Source organism: Bartonella harrusi, assembly GCF_024297065.1.
Taxonomy (GTDB): Bacteria; Pseudomonadota; Alphaproteobacteria; order Rhizobiales; family Rhizobiaceae; genus Bartonella; species Bartonella harrusi.
The window spans coordinates 2,109,129-2,129,758 of the sequence record NZ_CP101114.1 but is presented as its reverse complement, the minus strand read 5'-3'; the positions used below and the strand labels follow the sequence as shown (position 1 = coordinate 2,129,758).

Annotated in this window: 10 protein-coding genes and 2 pseudogenes; 11 read left to right on the top strand and 1 reads right to left on the bottom strand. The window is 38.7% G+C overall.

The window, feature by feature from the left end; genetic code table 11:
- Nucleotides 1–16: 16 nt before the first annotated feature.
- Entirely contained in the window at nucleotides 17–1,414 is a 1,398-nt protein-coding gene (gene coaBC / locus NMK50_RS10005; RefSeq protein WP_254770337.1) for a bifunctional phosphopantothenoylcysteine decarboxylase/phosphopantothenate--cysteine ligase CoaBC, read from the top strand.
- A gap of 220 nt (nucleotides 1,415–1,634) precedes the next feature.
- On the opposite strand, the pseudogene NMK50_RS10000 reads toward coaBC, so the two are convergent.
- A pseudogene (locus NMK50_RS10000) lies at nucleotides 1,635–1,915 on the bottom strand (integrase arm-type DNA-binding domain-containing protein); the annotation flags it as partial.
- A 663-nt stretch (nucleotides 1,916–2,578) separates the two neighbouring features.
- Between NMK50_RS10000 and NMK50_RS09995 the strand changes: the two are divergent.
- The 10 genes and pseudogenes from NMK50_RS09995 to addA all read left to right on the top strand — a co-directional run bounded on the left by NMK50_RS09995 (nucleotide 2,579) and on the right by addA (nucleotide 20,610).
- Nucleotides 2,579–3,301, top strand: a complete 723-nt coding sequence (locus NMK50_RS09995; protein ID WP_254770336.1) for a sulfate transporter family protein — start codon at nucleotides 2,579–2,581, stop codon at nucleotides 3,299–3,301.
- Between the two features lie 546 nt (nucleotides 3,302–3,847).
- A complete protein-coding gene (gene accD, locus NMK50_RS09990; protein WP_254770335.1) occupies nucleotides 3,848–4,768 on the top strand; it encodes an acetyl-CoA carboxylase, carboxyltransferase subunit beta in 921 nt (306 codons plus the stop codon).
- A 4-nt stretch (nucleotides 4,769–4,772) separates the two neighbouring features.
- Complete coding sequence (locus NMK50_RS09985; protein WP_254770334.1) at nucleotides 4,773–6,092, top strand: bifunctional folylpolyglutamate synthase/dihydrofolate synthase; 1,320 nt, start codon at nucleotides 4,773–4,775, stop codon at nucleotides 6,090–6,092.
- Nucleotides 6,093–6,134: 42 nt separating this feature from the next.
- The gene (locus NMK50_RS09980; protein ID WP_254770333.1) at nucleotides 6,135–7,133 is read left to right on the top strand and encodes a complex I NDUFA9 subunit family protein; all 999 of its coding nucleotides are present in this window, start codon (nucleotides 6,135–6,137) and stop codon (nucleotides 7,131–7,133) included.
- 516 nt (nucleotides 7,134–7,649) lie between these two features.
- Nucleotides 7,650–7,904 (top strand): annotated as a pseudogene (locus NMK50_RS09975) (Arm DNA-binding domain-containing protein); the annotation flags it as partial.
- Nucleotides 7,905–8,303: 399 nt separating this feature from the next.
- Complete coding sequence (gene ahcY / locus NMK50_RS09970; RefSeq protein WP_254770332.1) at nucleotides 8,304–9,701, top strand: adenosylhomocysteinase; 1,398 nt, start codon at nucleotides 8,304–8,306, stop codon at nucleotides 9,699–9,701.
- 36 nt (nucleotides 9,702–9,737) lie between these two features.
- Nucleotides 9,738–12,203, top strand: coding sequence for a PAS domain-containing sensor histidine kinase (locus NMK50_RS09965; RefSeq protein WP_254770331.1), 2,466 nt, complete (start codon nucleotides 9,738–9,740; stop codon nucleotides 12,201–12,203).
- 52 nt (nucleotides 12,204–12,255) lie between these two features.
- Nucleotides 12,256–13,749, top strand: a complete 1,494-nt coding sequence (gene tsaE, locus NMK50_RS09960) for a tRNA (adenosine(37)-N6)-threonylcarbamoyltransferase complex ATPase subunit type 1 TsaE (RefSeq protein WP_254770330.1) — start codon at nucleotides 12,256–12,258, stop codon at nucleotides 13,747–13,749.
- A 274-nt stretch (nucleotides 13,750–14,023) separates the two neighbouring features.
- The gene (addB, locus tag NMK50_RS09955) at nucleotides 14,024–17,137 is read left to right on the top strand and encodes a double-strand break repair protein AddB (protein WP_254770329.1); all 3,114 of its coding nucleotides are present in this window, start codon (nucleotides 14,024–14,026) and stop codon (nucleotides 17,135–17,137) included.
- Nucleotides 17,134–20,610: a double-strand break repair helicase AddA gene (addA, locus tag NMK50_RS09950; RefSeq protein ID WP_254770328.1), complete on the top strand. Its 3,477-nt coding sequence runs from the start codon at nucleotides 17,134–17,136 to the stop codon at nucleotides 20,608–20,610. The genes addB and addA overlap by 4 nt, the downstream gene beginning before the upstream one ends.
- Nucleotides 20,611–20,630 lie beyond the last annotated feature (20 nt).

Here is a 20,630-nt window from a genome sequence, read left to right as displayed (position 1 = left end):
TTCTTGGAGGTCTTTTATGGCTAGTATTACTATTCGCAATCTCTCTCCTGAAATCAAAGAAGCTTTACGCATACGTGCCGCCAAAAATGGCATTTCCATGGAAGAAGAAGTCCGCCGTATTTTAAGTAACCCTGTCACACAATCTCTATCTCCCTCTCAAGTAAGCGTCATTGAATCGCAATCATTGAAATCAAAATTACTGCTTCTTATTATTGGTGGAAGTATTGCTGCTTATAAAGCCCTTGATCTGATTCGTCGATTGCAAGAGCGTGGAGCACATTTAAACATTATTATAACAAAAGCGGCACAAAAGTTTATTACGCCTTTAGCCGCCGAAGCTCTCAGTGGTCATATGGTCTATAGCGATTTATTTTCACGTGAAGAAGAGCATGATATTGGTCATATTCGCTTGGCACGCGATGCTGATCTGATTATTTTAGCTCCAGCTACAGCCAATCGCATTGCCAAAATAGCCAATGGTATAGGAGATGATCTGGCTGATTGTGTGCTTTTAGCGGCACGCTGTCCACTCCTAATTGCACCAGCCATGAATCCAGCAATGTGGACCCATCCAGCAACTGTTCGTAATGTTGCAACATTACGAACAGATGGTGTTCATATCATCGGACCAGAAGTTGGCGAAATGGCTGAACGCAATGAAACAGGTTGTGGACGCATGAGTGATCCCCTCACGATTGTCGCGGCAGCAGAAACTCTTTTAGGTGTGCAAGAAAAACCCCTTGTTGGTCGCCATTTTATTGTTACTTCTGGTCCTACCCATGAACCCATTGATCCGGTACGTTATCTTGCTAATCGTTCATCTGGAAAACAAGGCCATGCCATTGCAACAACTCTTGCAAATTTGGGCGCCAAAGTGACACTTGTTTGTGGACCAGTTAATCTTACCGCCCTACAAGGGGTCAAAACTCTTCATGTTGAAACAGCATGTCAAATGTTACAAGCTGTTCAAGATGCATTGCCTGCTGACGGTGCTATTTTTGTCGCCGCCGTTTGCGATTGGCGTAGCCAAACACAATCTATAAACAAGATCAAAAAGCATAACCATCAAACACCACCATCCTTACAAATGGTTGAAAATCCTGATATTTTGGCAACAATTGGACATGCTCCAAATCGCCCGCCTCTAGTAATTGGATTTGCTGCTGAAACCTCTGACGTTATTGTCAATGCGCAAAAAAAATGTATCGAAAAAGGAGCGAATTTCATTCTTGCCAATGATGTTTCTCTTCACGCTGATGGTACAAGCGTCATGGGCGCTGACACAAATCAAGTTTGTCTTGTGAGTAAAGACACTGTTGAACAATGGCCGCACATGAGTAAACAACAAATCGCACAAAAATTAGCAAAGGTTATTGTGTCATTTTTTGATCTTCAGCCCCCTGCTTATCAATAAAAGAAATTTTCTCTATTTCAAATAAAAAAAGAAATTGCTAGAGAGTTGAATACCATAAAAATGTGAAAAAAAATAAAATTTATTTACCACACCACCTAAAACTACCTAGATAATGTTTCTCATTGAGAGATGATCTTCTTTGGACAAAAAAACTATAGAAAGAAAAATTCCTCTGATTTCAGTTATTGTAAAATGGTTAGCATGGGTGACCCTCATTGCCATGTACGTATCGCACTGCTTCACGCTTTTGTTTCTCACGTTCTTTAATGGGGTCACAACCCTCATCTAAAACAGAACGCCATTGGGTTGCATATTCACGGGATTGTTTTAAAGAGACATATCTTAAAGCACCCAAGCCCATTTCACGACGGCACTCGGATAGTATAGCATAAGAGCCATTGAGTACCACCATCTTTACACTTATGAAGGTACAAGCCAGCAGCAGCATACTATTTGCCAGCCCCCAATATTGCGACAGCCCTTAGTATTTAGACGTTTCATAAGAGACGTTTTCGCCTTACTTTAGAGTTTTTTACCCACACGACAGCCCCGCTTATGACGTATAGAAACATAGTTTTGATTGATTCAACATAAAAGGATTTGAAATGAGAGAATCCTACAATATTCGGGGGTCACATTCAACATACAAAACGATAAATTATCTTTATAAATCAATACTTTGCATCGCGTCTATTGTTTATTCCTCAGCATTATAGAAAAATTCTCTCGTGATTTTCTTCCATGTATAAAAATTTTCCTCATCGCAGCCTTACAAAACAAACATTATTAACCCACAACAATCTGTTATTCTCTTGATTTCTCTCAAAAAATTTGCATCTACTAGCCGCTTATGGAATTTACTTTATAAAATCTATGAAAAAAACTCTCAATTCACTATTGTTTTCAAACTCACACTTCTATACTGAGTTGATGCAGAAGAACGTCGAAATTATACCGTGATAACACTATATGTTTCACCATCAATGAATGCGCTTTATATCACCGTACCGAAAAAATATTTTACAGCATTATAAGAAATACGACCTTTTGGCTGTCTATTCTTTATCAAAAAAATTGTAGAATTTGTGAAAATACGTGCATATTTAAAACGCTTTTTAAGCTCTCTCTTGTCTTTACCGTTTTTTTCTTATTTATTGAGTTATCATGATTTTTACTGCTGCCTATCGGGCTTTACAACGTCTGATAACCTCGCCATATCGCATTATGATCTTAAAAGCATTGGGAATTACCTTTGTGGTACTTGCTATTTTATGGTTATGTGTACGTCAACTTTTTCTATCCTACTTTTGGCCTTTGATTGCTGATTTTCTTCCGGGATTACCCAGTTGGGCAGGATGGTTGGGATTTGGTATGCTCATCATTTTTAATCTTGGCTTAGCTTTGCTGATGGCTTTTTTGATTGCTCCAATCACCGCTATGATCGGTGGTTTTTTCATTGATTCTGCTGCTGAAATTATTGAAAAAGAAGATTATCCAAACGAACCTATTGGACATGCTCTGCCATTTGGGCGTTCTCTCATTCTTTCCTTGAAATTTGTGCTTTTAAGTCTTGTGGGTAATGGAATCGCTTTTATTTTATTTTTTGTGCCAGGTGTCAATTTGATTGCTTTTTATGTTATTAATGGTTTCTTACTTGGTCGTGAATATTTTGTGTTTGCTGCCTACCGTTTTCGCTCGGAGAAAGAAGCACATGCTTTTTTACACGTTCATTACACAACAGTTTTTGGCGCAGGATTGTTGATCGCACTTTTTGTCTCAATTCCCGTTCTTAATTTAGCATCGCCGCTTTTCGCAGCCGCTTTTATGACGCACTTACACAAAATGCTTTCCCAAAAAACCAATAGACATGCCACACAAAAACAATGATACGCGTTCACTTAAAATCTACAAAAGTGTATGAAAATAGAGAGCTTAAAATTTAAACGTTCGTTTTCACCCCTCTCATCAAAGAATCTCTTTAAAAAAATCTTGCTCTCGTACTGGCAGTTCGTTAACATGGTGTTGTCATACCCATTGTTTTTATGAACCGTCATAGTCTTATTGATATTTTATAATGCAAGGTTTCTCTGCTTCAAAACTATTGGTGTTCATGATTAAAGAGATATTCGTTTTATCAGGGGCCAATGGAGCGTTTGTCAATGCAGAGAAGAGGTTTTGATATCAAAGCAAGAGAACAGAGAGTATAGTTATTTAAAATGCTGAGAGATTTGTTGTAAGGAATACTCTTAATGCAAATAATCATTATGACATCGGAAAGAAAATTAAAAGACAATGGAAGGTGAGCTATACGTATACTTGTAAAAGTATTAAAGGGGTTCATTTGTTGAGCTTGCGAAGCGAATTTAATCATTTAAATCTTATCTTCTTTCAAATGGTACAAAAGTGTATAATATTTAAAGAGAGGCTATAAAGATGAACTGGATCACAAATTATGTTCGTCCTAAAATTAATTCTATATTGAGACGCCGTGAAATTCCAGATAATTTATGGATTAAAGATCCTACCAGCGGTGAGATGGTCTTCCATAAAGATCTGGAGATGAATCAGTATGTCGTTCCTAGTTCTGGTTATCACATGCGTATCAGTGCCAAAAATCGTCTCATGCATTTTTTTGATGATGGTGTTTATACACCTTTCGAAAATCCAAAAGTTGTAACAGATCCTTTGAAATTTCGCGATGAAAAACGCTATATTGATCGATTAAAAGATTATCGTTCTAAACTTGGCGTTAATGACAATATTTTAAATGCACGCGGTACTATTGAGGGTTTGCCAATTATAGCGACCGTTCAAGACTTCGCCTTTATGGGGGGATCACTCGGTATGGCTTCAGGAGAAGCTATCATCAAAGCTTTTGAGACTGCCATTGCTGAAAGATGCCCTTTAGTTCTTTTTGCCGCGTCTGGTGGTGCACGTATGCAAGAAGGAACACTCTCTTTGATGCAAATGCCCCGTACGACCGTAGCCATTGAAATGCTGAAAGAAGCAAAGCTGCCCTATATTGTGGTTCTTACCAATCCTACTACCGGCGGTGTTACAGCTTCTTACGCTATGCTTGGCGATATCCACATTGCCGAACCAGGCGCTATGATTGGTTTTGCTGGACCACGTGTCATCCAACAAACCATCCGTGAAACTTTACCAGAGGGTTTTCAAAGCAGTGAATACCTACTCGAACATGGTATGATTGATATGGTTGTATCGCGTTTAGAAATGAAAGCTACCATTGCACGGCTTCTACGCTTGATGATGAAGAAACCTGCGGCCGTTCACCCTTCCAGCCCATCTCCAACACATTCTCAGGTATCACTTTCTAACACAGCAGCTGCGTAACCGCATGGAGAAAAGCCAAATACAAGGAATGGTGGATGATTTACTAAAAAACTATCCCAAAAAATTTGATCTCTCTTTAGGGCGCATTCTTCATCTTTTAGAGAATCTTGGCAATCCACATTTAAAACTTGCACCTGTTATACACATTGCTGGAACAAATGGTAAAGGATCTGCTTGTGCAATTTGTCGTGCTCTTTTGGAAAGTGCAGGCTATCGTGTTCATGTCTACAGCTCACCCCATCTTGTTCATTGGAATGAACGTTGCCGATTAGGCGAAAAAGGGGGGGGGCAACTTGTTACAGAGAACCAATTGGCTGAAACAATTCGTGAAATTATAAAAATCAATCGTCAAGAACCAATTACTATTTTTGAAATTTTTACAGCTGCCGCTTTTATGCTGTTTAGTACACATCTAGCTGATGTTGTAATTTTAGAAGTTGGGTTAGGAGGACGTTTTGATGCTACCAACGTGATTCAAAAGCCAGCTGTATCACTTATTATGCCCATTGATTATGATCATGAGATTTTTCTTGGAAACACAATTGCAGAAATCGCTTTTCAGAAAGGTGGCATTATCAAACCAGCAGTTCCTGTCATTATCGGTAAGCAAAACCACCAGGATACCCTTTGTATTTTAACATCTATTGCAGATAAAAATAAAGCACCTTACTCTCTGTTTGATCAAGATTATCAAAGTTATAGAGAACATGGGCGTATGGTCTTTCAACATAATCAAGGTCTCATGGATCTTCCACTTCCTAATCTCATTGGTGCTCATCAAATTGCCAATGCAGGCGCTTCTCTCGAAGCCATTTTTCAAGCGGGTTTTCAACTTTCAGAACAAGCCATAAGTCATGCTTTGAAAAATATTTATTGGCCCGCGCGGATGCAACATATTACTCATGGATCTTTAGTTGATAAACTCTCTCCCAATATTGATTTATGGTTGGATGGTGGTCACAATCCCGCTGCTGGAAAAGTTATTGCAGAGGAACTTACTCAATGGAGAAAAAAAACAAACCGTCCTCTTGTTATGATCGCTGGTATGCTTAACACTAAAGATGCTGTCGGTTATTTTCGCCCTCTCGCCAATCTCGTAGATAAGATCTATACAGTTCCATTAATAGACAACACTGCTGGTATTTGTCCAAAAAATTTAGCAGAATCCGCTCAAAAAGTAGGGCTCTTTGCCAGCCCCCAAGCCCATCTACAAGATACTCTAAAGAAAATTAATACAGAGCATAATAATGCAATTGTCCTTATTGGTGGGTCCCTTTACCTTGCCGGCGATATTTTACGTGACAATAAAACACCACCATGTTAGAAATTGATTATCCATAGAGCTTTGAAAGATAGATCTGTAATTATGCAACTTGATTGTGCACTTTATCAACATCCTAAACTTATTACTGTTTTTGGCGGCTCTGGTTTTGTAGGGCGGCATATCGTTGAAGCCTTAACAAAACGAGGTTATCGCGTTCGTATTGCCGTTCGTCATCCGCAAAAAGCTTATTACATGCTACAAATAGGAGAAGTGGGACAAACCCAAATGCTCAAAACTGATATCACGCACCGTGGTTCTGTTGCACGAGCCTTGCTTGGAGCAGAAGGAGCCGTGTTTCTTCCTGGTAGCTTAACACAAGCAAATCAAGCAAACTTTCAAAAAACACAAATTGACGGTATACAGAATGTTTCTGAATTAACAGCTGAAGCTGGTATACCGCTTCTTTATATGTCAACCCTTGTCGCAAATGAAAACGCTTCCTTTCTTTATGCACGTGTCAAATCGATGAGTGAGGAAATTGTTCAAGACGAGCATCCTCAAGCAATTATTATGCGCCCATCGGTTATCTTTGGTCCAGAAGATTGTTTCTTTAACAGCTTAGCAAACTTGTCTTGTTTTTTACCAATCATGCCTCTTTTTGGAGGAGGGCAAAGTAAATTGCAACCCGTATATGTTGGTGACGTTGCTGAATTTGTCGTGCGAGCTTTAGAAGAGCCGGTTCTTTCTGGAAAAAGTTATGATCTTGGTGGTCCTCAGATTATCACATTCCAAAATGCCCTTGAAAATATTTTAAAAATCATTCACCGTAAAAAAAGAGCTCTCTCTATGCCTCTTTCTGTCGGGCTATTGTGTGGAGGTGTTTTAGGAACTCTTGGTAAATTGCCCCTTGTACCAACACTTGTTACAAATAATCAGATACGTTTCCTACAAGTAGATAACATTGTTTCTCAAGAAGCGAGAGAAAATGGATATACTTTAGAAGGTGTAGGGATTACCCCCAAAGCAATGGTCGCTCTTTTGCCAAGTTATCTCTGGAGATTTCGTCCACAAGGTCAGTTTTCCAAAAATTTAATGGCCTAGCAAATATTCTTGCAAGGATGAAGCAAAAAACAAACAGTGATATTGATTTATAATCATTTATTTTTTTCTATTTAAAATTACAATGCTGAAGAGAATAAGTATTTTTTCATTTCGATTTCTTGCGTTCAGAATGCATAAAAATGTTTTTTTACATCTCATAAAAGAAAGCATTCTGTAGATTAAAATGGTGTGAAGACGAACCCAAGATACCTGTTTATGAACCATCTTGATGCGAGAATGCGGGCAAGATTGACATTAGGAAATATAATTATGATTTTGACTGATCATAATCAGTATAAGAATGGTTCTTCCTATGAATGTGCTTTTATTTACAGACAAAACATTGATTTATATTGATAATTTATCGTTTTGCCTATTGAATGAAACGCCCGAATATTGTAAGTTTTTCTCATTTCAATCTTGCTTATGTTGAATCAATCAAAACCTCTTACTTACATGTCACAAACGAGGCTGATGTATGGATAAAAAAGTTTAGAAAGGAATTAAAATGTCTCTATCATCTTAGATGCAAAGGCTATCGCAACATTGAGGCCGGTAAAGAGTATGATGGTGCCGGGTTGCTTCTTCACAAGCCCAAAAATGGTGCTGCTCAATGGATTTACCGATATACCATTTAGGGCGGCAACGTGAAAAGGGCTTGGTGCTTTAAGAGATGTTTCTTTAAAACAAGCCCATGAATGCACAAAACAATGGCGTTCTATTCTTCGTGAACGTAACCCTATTAGAAACCCCTTTATAGAACATAATAGAGCATGCGTTTTATGAGACCCTATTTTTTTAAATCGAATAAACATTATGTCATAAAAAATAGCTGTATTGGTATTATTCATATATGTTATTGTTTTTTAAGAAAATATAATCTTTTAACAGCCTTTCTTCTTACGCTTTCTTCCTTATAGCTTAAATACAGATAAATATTGCTAAATTTCGCTTACTCAAGACAATTTTCTTTAAATCCCTCTCAATTTTATCGGTAATATCATAATTGACTTTCTAAATGCGTCTTTTTGTATCAATTTATAGAAACTTGAAAAGGATTTTTCATATAAAGAAGTCGTGCTATTGGCTTGCATTTTTTTTTAATTTCTCTTACCGTCTTTTTGGACTTCTCCTATCCTCTAGGATAAAATAATTTTAAAGGAATAAAGAATGGCAACTCCAGATTATGTTGTCAAAGATATTGCGCTTGCTGCCTATGGGCGTAAAGAGCTTGATATTGCCGAAACAGAAATGCCTGGGTTAATGGCTTGTCGTAAAGAGTTTTCTTCCAGCCAACCTTTGCGCGGTGCACGTATTTCTGGTTCTTTGCACATGACCATTCAAACAGCTGTTTTAATTGAAACATTGAAAGCTCTTGGTGCTGATGTACGGTGGAGTTCTAGCAATATTTTTTCTACACAAGACCACGCAGCAGCAGCTATTGCAGCCACAGGGACGGCTGTTTTTGCTGTCAAGGGTGAAACGCTTGAAGAATATTGGACTTACATAGATGCTATCTTTCAATGGCCTGATGGCAATCCTTCAAGTCTTATTTTAGATGATGGAGCTGATGCTACAAACTATATTTTGATGGGATGCCTTGCAGAAGAAAATAACGATGTTCTCTCTCATCCAAAAACAGAAGAAGAAGAACTTTTTTTTAAACAAATTCAAAAACGTATGACTATCACACCAGGATTTTTCACACGCCAACGCACAGCAATTAAAGGTGTGAGTGAGGAAACGACAACAGGGGTACACCGTCTTCATCAATTACAAAAGCAAGGACTTTTGTCTTTTCCTGCTATTAATGTCAATGATAGTGTCACAAAATCAAAATTTGATAATAAATATGGGTGTAGAGAATCATTGGTGGATGGTATTCGACGCGCAACGGATGTAATGATAGCTGGCAAAACCGCTATTGTTTGTGGTTATGGCGATGTGGGTAAAGGTTCCGCAGCCGCTCTTTCTGGTGCTGGCGCACGCGTTAAAGTGACAGAAATTGACCCAATCTGTGCTCTTCAGGCAGCGATGGATGGCTATGAAGTTGTTTATTTAGATGATACCGCTGCGAATGCCGATATTATCATCACAACAACCGGCAATAAAGATATTGTTCGTTTAGACCATATGCGGCAAGTAAGAGATATGTGTATCCTTGGAAATATTGGTCATTTTGATAATGAAATCCAAGTAGCAGCCCTTAGAAACTTGCCATGGACGAATATTAAACCTCAAGTTGATATGATCACCTTTCCTGATGGAAAACGTATTATTTTGCTCTCTGAAGGGCGCTTACTTAATCTTGGTAATGCGACAGGACATCCCTCTTTTGTCATGTCAGCTTCATTTACCAACCAAGTTTTAGCGCAAATTGAACTCTTTAACCATGGAGCATACTACAAAAATGAAGTGGCTGTTTTGCCTAAACACCTCGATGAGAAAGTTGCACGGCTTCATCTTGATCGGTTAGGAATAAAATTAACCGTTTTAACAAAAGAACAAGCTGCATATATTGGAGTTACACCACAAGGACCTTATAAACCAGATCATTATCGTTACTAAAATGTTTCCTTGGGTTAAAAAAAAGGAAAAAGTGCCGTGCTCCGCTTTGGTGATTCTACCCCCAAAGAGAAAGCTTACAAAATGATCCGAATCTGTACGCATACTTTTTGTCTTTTTGTCCTTTTTTTCCTGACAGACGTTGTTGCACAATCATCGAAAATCCATTTACCATTTGCATTCACTTTACCAGAGGGACCATGGCTTTTTTTAGCATTGTGTGGAGGGATTTCTTGTGCTTCACTTCTCACATGTATAGCAGTTATTATGCGTGTGAAAAAAGCTTCACAAAAGCCTCTACAGGCTCTTCAAGTAGATTTTTCTGAAAAACTTAAATATTATGAATGGCTCCTAGAAGAAACAGGGCAATTGCTTCTTATTTGGGAAAATCCAACGGTTTTTCCTCGTATGGTTGGTAATATTCCCACATTACAAAAAGCGGGAATTGTGCAGCAAGATTTTCAGCATTTTGAGCTTTGGCTTGAAGAAAATTCTTTGCGAGAACTTAACTATGCATTAACGCAATTGCGTTGCAAGTCTCATCCTTTTGAGCTTTCTGTTACTACCAAAAACAATGTTTTGTTACAGGTAACAGGAGTCATCGCTGGAACAGTAGCCATTGCACGTTTTCAAGACATCTCAACACAGCAGAGTGAAAATGCCCATTTACAGAAAGATATCGCTAAAATCCTTATTGAACTAAGAATGCAGCGCAATCTGCTTGATTGTATTCAAGAACCCGTATGGATACGCGATTGTGAAGGAAAGGTTTGTTTTGTTAATCGCGCCTTTAGGGAAATAACAGGTTTTCGAGAAGGTAGTCATGAAGTCGATGATCTTTTCAATGAAACAACACAACGCAAAACAGATGAGACAGAAACGATTTTTCAAGAGCATGTTCATACAGTTATTGATGGAGAACGCCACTGTTTTCACCTCACACGAATTACGACAGCCGAAGGAATGGCAGCTTTTGCCCATGATGACAGCACATATGAAAATCTCGCCAATGAACTAAAACGTGTACAGAAAAATCATTGTGAAACACTTGATAAAATTTCAACAGCAGTGGCTGTTTTCGATATCAATCAGAAATTAAAATTTTGCAACCAAGCTTTTAAAATTTTATGGCCATTGGAGAGCACGTTTTTAGAAAGTGAACCGAACCATACACTGCTACTTGAACGTTTGCGTGAAAAAGGTCTCCTTGCTGAACATCCTGATTGGCGAACATGGAAAGAAGAACTTTTTAAAGCCTATCAACAAACGGAATCGAATCAACAAATTTGGAATCTTCCAGATGGACGTACAGTACGTGTTATTTCTAGTCCTCATCCACAAGGGGGTGTCACTTGGCTTTATGAAAACCTTACAGAAAAAATAGATCTTGAACGGCGTTATAATACGCTCATTAAAATACAGGGGGAAACCCTTGATAAACTTTCAGAAGGTGTGGTGGTTTTTGGTACCGATGGACGTCTTCGTTTATCGAATCCTGCTTTATCAAAATTATGGTCTCTTTCCTATAATTTATTGGTGGAAGGTACCCATATTACGCAATTACAAAGCCATTGTGCTCCCTTAACCATGGGAAAAGAATGGGACCAATTTACCAAATTTATTACAGGTTTTGATGAAAAACGCGACACCTGTTCAGGACGTATGGATCTTATAAATGGAATGATTATTGATTATACATTGGTCCCGCTTCCCAATGGGCAGACGATGGTGACCTTCGTGAATGTTACAGACAGTGTTCATATCGCGCGCGCTCTTCAAGAAAAAAATGAAGCTTTAGAAAGTGCTGATCGTTTGCGTAATGAATTCGTTCAACATGTTTCCTATGAACTGCGGACGCCCCTTACCAATATTATTGGATTTTCTGATATCTTACGTGATCAAATTTTCGGCTCTGTCAACGAACGTCAAAAAGAATATCTTGGACATATTCATTCCGAATCAGGCACACTTTTGAATATTGTTAACGATATCCTTGATCTTGCAACCCTTGATGCTGGTATCATGGAGCTAGATATACAACCCGTTAATATTGCCGATGCTATGGTGCAAGCCGTAACACGTGTGGAAGAGCGTGTTAATGGGCGTTATATTGTGCTTTCACAACAAATTTCCCCATCCTTAAATCTTATCTACGCTGATGCAACACGTTTGCATCAAATCTTTGTTAATGTCCTCAGTAATGCCATTAATTTTGCAACAGAAGCAAGCACGATTGAGTTTTGTGCCGACCAACAAGATGATAATATTGTCTTTAGTGTTCATAATGAAGGATCTGATATTCCAAAAGATGTTCTGGACCGTATTTTTAAACGCTTTTCCGCCCATTCACATCATGGTGGACGTGCTGGAGCAGGTCTTGGTTTATCCCTTGTTAAAAGCTTTGTTGAACTCCACGGTGGACATGTTGAAATTCTTACCGGTGCTGGACAAGGAACAACGGTTAAATGTTTTTTCCCGATTTCCAAAGGAGATAAAGTGCTTTAATCTCGTTCTCTCTTATTAAAAAATTTTGTACATCCATTTCACGGAACGGTTTATGAATTTTAGTTTTTTTCTTGAAAATGAAGAAGCAACGAAGCTTTTTGCGCAAGATCTAGCCCTCGCCTTAAAATCAGGTGACCTTGTAACACTACAAGGTGATCTTGGTACAGGAAAATCAACCATCGCACGGACAATCATTCACACCCTTGCTAACGATAATACGCTGGATGTACCAAGCCCTACTTTCACTCTTGTTCAAAGCTATCAACTACCACAGTTTGACATTATTCATGCTGATCTTTATCGCCTTTCTATACCAGAAGAAATTGATGAATTAGGACTTTATGAAGCACATGAGAAAAATATTCTACTTATTGAATGGCCAGAAAAAAGTGAAGATCTTTTAGGACAAGCGACCTTTGCTCTCACTTTACAATATAAAGACCATGGGCGTTATGTGTCCCTTACATCAGCACAATATGCTACTGAACGTCTCCAGAAATCTTTTGCTATTCGTACATTTTTAAAAAACCATAATCGCGGTCATGTTCATCGTCACTTTTTGGCTCATGATGCCTCCACCCGCACCTATGAACTTCTCAAGGATGGGAATCATCAAGAAATCCTCATGGATGCACAAACGATGCAGAAGAAACAAAACGCAGATCTCTCTTATGCAACAATGGCATATCTTGCACAGGACATTCGTCAATTTGTTGGCATTAACCAGCTTATTTTAGACAACGGATTTTCTGCCCCTCATATCTTTGTCGAAGACTTTGAAAAAGGCCTTTTGATTTTAGAAGATTTCGGCCGTGAAGGGCTCTTAGATAAAAATGCTCATCCTATAGAAGAGCGTTACATTGCTTGTAGCCAATTGCTGGCTTCCTTTCATCAAAAATTGTGGCCTTCACAAAAGCAATTTGCAACATTTTTGCTTCAAATTCCCTCCTATGATTGCCAAGCATTACAATCAGAGCTCTCCTTATTGCTTGATTGGTATTTGCCTTTTCAAACACAAAAGAGCGTAGATCAAGAACAGCGTAAAGCCTTTTTTAGCTGTTGGCAACCCTATCTCGATAGGTTGATCCAAGGAGAAAATACTTTTGTTATGCGTGATTATCATTCCCCCAATATTCTTTGGCGTATGCATCAGGAAGGAATGGCTCGTATTGGTCTTCTTGATTTTCAAGACGGTTTAAAAGGTCCAACAGCCTATGATCTTGTTTCTTTAGCACAAGATGCTCGCACATTTATTTCTCCAACACTTGAGACAAAAATTCTCGATGCTTATTGTCATGCACGCCATAAAACAGCACGCTCTTTTGATGAAAAGGAATTGCGTACGCTTTATGCAATTGCAGGCGCTCAACGGACTTCAAAAATTCTAGGAATTTTCATACGTCTTCACCAACAAGATGGAAAATCATCTTATCTTAAGTATCTTCCCCATATACAAGATTATCTTGCTCGCAATCTTTCACATCCAATGCTTGCACCTTTACAAAGATTTTATCAAGACGCAGGACTTCTTTTAAAAGCACAATAAAATCTCATACCTTTAATCCTTGGATACTCTTCGTCTCATTAAAGTATTTTTGCTAAAAAATGTGAAAATAAAGAGATTTTCATGACCCTTTTTTCCAAACCTTTGATGAAAAGAAACAGAGATTATCTGGAAAGTTAACTGTTTAACCTCAGTTGAAACATTCACTGTACAAATTTCGCTTTTTAGTTTCTCTCTTCATGAAAATTGTATACAGTAGAGAGAACATAAATCATTCATAATATGAAACATTTCTACGCATTCCAAACGAGATTACATGACCTATAAACCACGAGTCTTTTCTATTTCTCCGGGAACTGCTTTTCTACCGCATTTTGTTGATGCCCTGCTCTCTGGTGCTCTTATTGAGAGTTTTGCACCAAATGGTGATATCCAAATAGCTCTTACCGATACCCTTATTTATGTGCCAACACGCCGTGCTGCCCGCGCTTTACGTACCGCCTTCGTTGAAAGAAGTGGCACAAAATCAACCTTCTTGCCAACTATTCGTCCGTTAGGAGATCTGGATGAAGAAGGTTTCCTTTTTCTGGAAAACCATACCAAGACCTTGAATCCCCCCATTGGTAATACCGAACGTCTTTTGCTTTTAGCACGCCTTATTCGTCCTTGGCGTGAAAATTTGCCGGCACATTTGCGTGCCATGTTTGGAACAGAAGATGTGCTTATTCCCACTCATACTGCCGATGCAATTTGGCTTGCTCAAGATTTAGCAAACTTAATGGATGAAATCGAAACAGAAGCTGCCGATTGGTCAAAACTTAAAGAAATTGCACCCGATATGATCGCTGAATGGTGGCAAATAACTCTCGATTTTCTCACTATTGTTACAGAAAATTGGCCAAAAGTTTTACAAGAAAGACAACGGAGTAATCCAGCAGAATGGCGCAATCAAGCACTCAAAATACATGCTGAGGCTTTATGCCATACAAAACCTGATAAGCCTATCCTAGCAGCTGGTATATCCGGTTCTATTCCCGCAGTTTCTGCGCTTTTAAAAGTGATTGCCTCTCACCCCAAAGGAGCCGTTGTTCTTCCTGGACTTGATCTTCATATGGATGAAGAACAATGGGAAGCACTAGGCGTAATCCATAAAGAAAAAACAAATTGTGATGTTGTTGATCATACGAGGAATGCTTTTAGTCATCCTCAATATCATTTAAAAAAACTTCTCTCTCTCATGAAATGTCAACGTATTGATGTTCGCGAAATTGGTCAACAAAGTGCAACACAGAAAAGGCGTATGGCTCTTTTATCAGAAGCATTTCGACCAGCCTCTACAACAGACCACTGGGTAAAAATTATCCGCGATGATTATGAACAACTTTGTGCTGGCTGGTCATTTATTGAAGCTATCAACGAGCGTGAAGAAGCTCTGACCATCGCTGTTGCCTTACGCAATGCTATTGAAGAACCTCAAAAAACAGCTGCTCTTATCACAAATGACCGTAATTTAGCACGCCGTGTCGCCGCTGAATTACAACGTTTTGGAATTGAAGCAAATGATTCAGGTGGTCTTCCACTTGCACAAACGTTGCCTTCAACCTTGTTACGGCTTCTTTTAGAAAATATATTTCAACCTCATGATCCAATTGCTCTTCTTTCGCTTCTCAAACATCCTCTCACAATGCTCGGACAAAACCGGCATCGTTTACGTGAAATGGCTGAAAATTTTGAACTGTTTGTTCTTCGAGAAAATACAAGCCGTATTAATCTTTGTGAATGCGATCAATTTCTCGAAAAATGGATAGAAATACATTTCGGTAATCCTTCTGAAACTGATGTTCTAGATCAACAAAAGTGTGAAGAAGCACGGTTTCTTTGTCATCTTTTGGTCAAAGCTGTCGAGCCATTAGCATCTCTCATAAAACAAGAGAAGGAATACACACTTCATGAAGTTGCAATAGCAACCGTTGAAGTTTTTGAAAATTTTGGACGTGATGAAAACAATTCTCTTGTATCTCTTTATCAACATGAAGCAGGACAAGCTTTAGTAACTTTTTTGCGTGAATTGGTTAGTGATCAATCAGAATTAAAATTTTCTCTTTGCGAATGGCCTGCCATGTTTTCCGCTCTGATAGCGCCCCGTTCTGTCACCCCTTCTCCCGGAGGACATCCACGTTTATTCATTTGGGGCACTTTGGAATCACGCTTGCAAACGGTTGATACTGTGGTCATTGGTGGTCTTAATGAAGGATCATGGCCGATTACAACCCGCAATGATGCGTTTTTATCACGACAGATGAAAATGATGTTAACACTTGAACCACCAGAAAAGCGTATTGGCCTTTCTGCCCATGATTTTCAATGGGCTATGGGAATGAATAAGGTAGTGATGAGCAGAGCACTAAGGGTTAATCATGCTCCTTCCCTTCCTTCACGCTGGTTACAACGCTTGGAAACAGTTATAGGAAAACAGGTTTGGCAACAAATCCGTGCACGAGGAGAAATATTGCTTCATTGGGCGAAAATGCTTGATAACACTAATATGAACGCCTGTGCAGAACGCCCTTGTCCTGTCCCCCCTCTTGATATGCGTCCACGTCATTTTTCAATCACTGAAATTGCAACATTGCGGTATGATCCTTATGCAATTTATGCCAAAAAAATCTTGCATCTCAAACCGCTTAAAGCCCTCATCAACGCTCCTAGTGCTGCTGAACGTGGAATACTTTATCACGCTATTCTTGCTGCCTTTTGTACAAAAATAAAAAATCCCAATGCTACAAATGCACTGGACGCACTTCTCAATATCGGACGTAATGAATTCGATAAATTGAATTTGCCTGCCGATATTGAAACAATCTGGTGGAATAATTTTAAAAATCTTGCGCCATTTTTACTCCAATGGGAACAAAGTTTAGGGCCTCGAAAGCGATATATAGAAGTGGTCTCACAAAAAATACCGATAGGAACAACAGGTGTAACGCTTTCAGGGCGTGCGGATCGTATTGACGTATTGCCAAATAAAATGGTTGAAATTGTTGATTTTAAAACCAGCACACCTCCCTCATCAAAACAAGTTCGTGATTTATTTTTTCCACAATTGGCATTGGAAATAGCTTTGCTTATGCGAGGTGCCTTTACAGATTTTCAAGATCTTATTCCTGTCAATTTATTTTATATTGCTCTCAATAAAAAAGGAAAAATTACTCCTCAATCAATTTTTTCAGAAAAAGAGCACCAAAGTATCATTAGTCTCGGTGAAAAAGCATGGCAACAGCTTATGGCATTAATGGAATATTATAACAATCCACAACAAGGCTATCTTTCACACGCAGTTCCTTTAAAAAAACAATATGAAGGTGATTATGATCATTTGGCACGGTTATGGGAATGGTCAAGTGGACTTCAGAAAGCAGATCAATCATGACTCTTTTTTCTATCCCTGAAGCAGCCCTTGAAGCACAAAAAACGGCAACACATCCGACAAAAAATGTATGGGTTTCTGCAAATGCAGGCTCTGGAAAAACCCACGTTTTAACCGAACGTGTTATTCGTTTGCTCTTAAATGGTACTCCTCCAGCACGTATCTTATGCCTTACTTATACGAGAGCTGCCGCCGCTGTTATGCAATCGCGGATTTTTCGTATACTTTCCAGTTGGAATGAACTTGATGATGCACAGCTTCAAAAAACCTTATCAAAGCTCGAAAATAAACCCATCAATGCACAAAAATTAACCTATGCACGTCAACTCTTTGCTCGTGCCCTCGAAACACCGGGGGGGTTAAAAATTCAAACTATTCACGCATTTTGTGAATCTCTCTTGCATCACTTTATGTTAGAAGCCAATATTGCTGGACATTTTGAACTCATCGATGATGTCAACCGCAGAAAATTATTACAAGAATCTCGTCGTCTGCTTTTGCAGCATAAAGATGCGCAATCCGCTTTAAAACGCCTCCTTCAAGTTATTAGCGAGCACACTTTTAATCAATTGCTGGATGAAGCAATCGCAAAACAACATAAATTGTCTGTTTTTTTATCTTCACTTCTATCTGAAAACGCAGAAGAAAAATTACATGCGTTGTTTAACTTAGCGCCCGATGAAACCAAACAACAATTGCTGGAAAAAATTCAACAAACTGCTCGTCTTCCTCTTTATGCTCTTACGCATTGTCAAACTTATGGTAATAAAAGTACCAAGGAGACAATTGAAATACTTTCCCAATTAAAAACCACTTGTGATGAGACAACCATCATCGATATTATTACAAATGTTTATTTTAAAAAGAACGGTGACCCCCGTAATTTTTCACCTCTCTCTTCTAAAAAATCAGATGAAATTTGGCCTTTTATTCAACAAATGATTGAAGACAAACAAAGCAAGCTTTCTGTTCTTTTAGAAAAATATCAATGTGCAAAAGTTCTCACACTCAACAGGGCTGCTTTTCAACTTTGTGCACTTTACCTTAAAATTTATGCGAATTTAAAAAAAGCCAATGGCCTGTTAGATTTTGATGACCTCATTGAACGAACACTCCATCTATTGCAACGTAAAGGTGCAAGCCAATGGGTGCATTATAAACTTGATAGTGGTCTTGATCATATTTTACTTGATGAAGCACAAGATACCAACCCTGAACAATGGCAAATTGTTCAACTTCTCGCGCAGGAATTTTTCACAGGCCATAGTCAACGCACAAATATACGTACTCTTTTTGCCGTTGGAGATGAAAAGCAATCCATTTATTCTTTTCAAGGTGCTGCTCCAGAAAATTTTGCGGCAAATGGACGAATAATTCAAAAAAAAGTGCAGCAAGCAAAACAGAAATTTGAAAAAATACAACTAAACTATTCTTTCCGCTCTACAGTTGATGTGCTTAAAAGTGTCGATCTTGTCTTTGAAACACCAGAAAATTACAAAGGACTTTCTGCAGAAAACACAAAAACGGTGCATGAAGCTATTCGTGTTCATAGTCCAGGTGAAGTTGTTTTATGGGATGCTCTTTCCAAAGAAACGCATAAATTTCCTAATGATTGGCATATAACTGTTGATCATTTAGATACGCCGGCAATACGTTTGGCGGAAAAAATTGCTGAAACCATTGCAAGCTGGTTGAATAAAGGAGAAATGCTGCCCGCAAAAGGGCGCTTAATGCGTGCAAGTGATATCATGGTTTTGGTTCGTAAGCGTGATGAATTTGTCTCTGCGCTTTCTCGTGCACTTAAAAAGCGCAATATTCCCGTAGCAGGCGCTGATCGTTTACAGCTTACCAATCATATTAGTATACGTGATTTAATGGCACTTGCGCGTTTTGTTTTGCAACCAAAAGATGATTTATCTCTTGCTTGTGTTTTAAAAAGCCCTCTTTTTTCGCTTAGCGAAGAAGAACTTTATCAAATTGCAGCACACCGTACAGGCTCCCTTTGGCAGAGCCTTTGTATACATGCATCATCGCATCTTTCTTTTAAAGATGCTTTTGAAAAATTGAGTAAATACCGTACTTTCGTGGATAAAATACCGGTTTTTGAATTCTATAGCCATGTTCTCAACGATGATAAAGGACGACAAAAAATCCTCTCTCGTTTAGGATCAGAAGCAAATGACATCCTCGATGCTTTTATGGATTATACACTCACTATTCAAAAAACCGGATTGCCAGGGTTACAAGCTTTTTTGGAAACACTCAGTGTCAGTGAACCAGAAATTAAACGCGAATTTGATCAAAATCATGAAGAAATTCGTATTATGACTGTTCACGCTGCTAAAGGATTGGAAGCTGCGGTTGTTTTTCTCGTCGACCCTGGAAGCGCCATTTGGCATCCTCAACATGCACCACACCTTCTGAAAATCTCTTCAAACAATACACAACTGAGCGATCAACAAGCTTTTATCTGGCATCCTAACGCGGAGTTTAACATAAAACCCTCTGAAAAAGCACTTTCGTATTTAAAAGAGCGTGCAGAAGAAGAATATAAACGTCTGCTTTATGTAGGAATGACACGTGCTGAAGATCGATTATTTGTTTGTGGTTATAAAAATGAAAAAGCCGCCTCTGGTACATGGCTACAATTGGTAACAAAAGCGCTCAAACCACACGCAGTGCCAATAAAAGGTCCTGCTGAAGATATTGCAGCTTGGCGCTATTGTATAACGCCCGCTTCTCACGCCATAATCAATCAAGAAGGACTTCATGCGAATAACCAAACGCTTCCACCTTTACCCGATTTTTTCTTCCATAAAGTCCCAGCAGAACCAGCTCTACCAAAACCATTAAGACCCTCCGTTGCGAGTCTTTCCATTGAGGCTGATAATGAGGTTTTTTCCAATACAAAGCAATATAGTCTTTCACCTGTTTTAGGAGAAAAAAATACCAATAAAGCTTTTTACATTGAATATGGTCATATTGTTCACAAACTGCTGCAATATCTACCCAATTTCCCCCTGAAAAAACGTCGCGATTATGCCCAACACTATCTCAATACCAAAGCCTCTCATTGGCATGAAGCCCAAAAAGAAAAAGCCCTTCATCACGTTTGGCAAATTTTAGAGCACTCCTACCTCAAATCCCTCTTTTCTGCCGATTCACGCGCTGAAGTCCCCTTAATGGGTATTGTAAAAATTCGTGGAAAAGAACAAGCAATTTCCGGTCAAATTGACCGTTTATACATCACACAAGACAGTATTATTTTTGCTGATTTTAAAACTGGAACTCCGCCAGAAGATGAATCCGCCATTGCCTCACACTATTTATTACAAATGGCTCTTTATCGAAAATTGTTGCAAACTATTCATCCCGAAAAAGAGATTCAAGCTCTTCTTGTCTACAGCAAAGAAGTGAAAATTTTTAAACTTCCTCCGGAAAAACTTGAGGCGCTTCTTGATGAAATTGCTTTATAAACGGAAAAAACCTTTTTTTA

What these genes read in the sequence shown, in the direction of transcription:
- coaBC (WP_254770337.1), top strand. Translation starts at nt 17, where the DNA reads ATGGCTAGTATTACTATTCGCAATCTCTCTCCTGAAATCAAAGAAGCT.
- accD (WP_254770335.1), top strand. Translation starts at nt 3,848, where the DNA reads ATGAACTGGATCACAAATTATGTTCGTCCTAAAATTAATTCTATATTG.
- addA (WP_254770328.1), top strand. Translation starts at nt 17,134, where the DNA reads ATGACTCTTTTTTCTATCCCTGAAGCAGCCCTTGAAGCACAAAAAACG.
- tsaE (WP_254770330.1), top strand. Translation starts at nt 12,256, where the DNA reads ATGAATTTTAGTTTTTTTCTTGAAAATGAAGAAGCAACGAAGCTTTTT.
- ahcY (WP_254770332.1), top strand. Translation starts at nt 8,304, where the DNA reads ATGGCAACTCCAGATTATGTTGTCAAAGATATTGCGCTTGCTGCCTAT.
- NMK50_RS09980 (WP_254770333.1), top strand. Translation starts at nt 6,135, where the DNA reads ATGCAACTTGATTGTGCACTTTATCAACATCCTAAACTTATTACTGTT.
- addB (WP_254770329.1), top strand. Translation starts at nt 14,024, where the DNA reads ATGACCTATAAACCACGAGTCTTTTCTATTTCTCCGGGAACTGCTTTT.
- NMK50_RS09995 (WP_254770336.1), top strand. Translation starts at nt 2,579, where the DNA reads ATGATTTTTACTGCTGCCTATCGGGCTTTACAACGTCTGATAACCTCG.
- NMK50_RS09985 (WP_254770334.1), top strand. Translation starts at nt 4,773, where the DNA reads ATGGAGAAAAGCCAAATACAAGGAATGGTGGATGATTTACTAAAAAAC.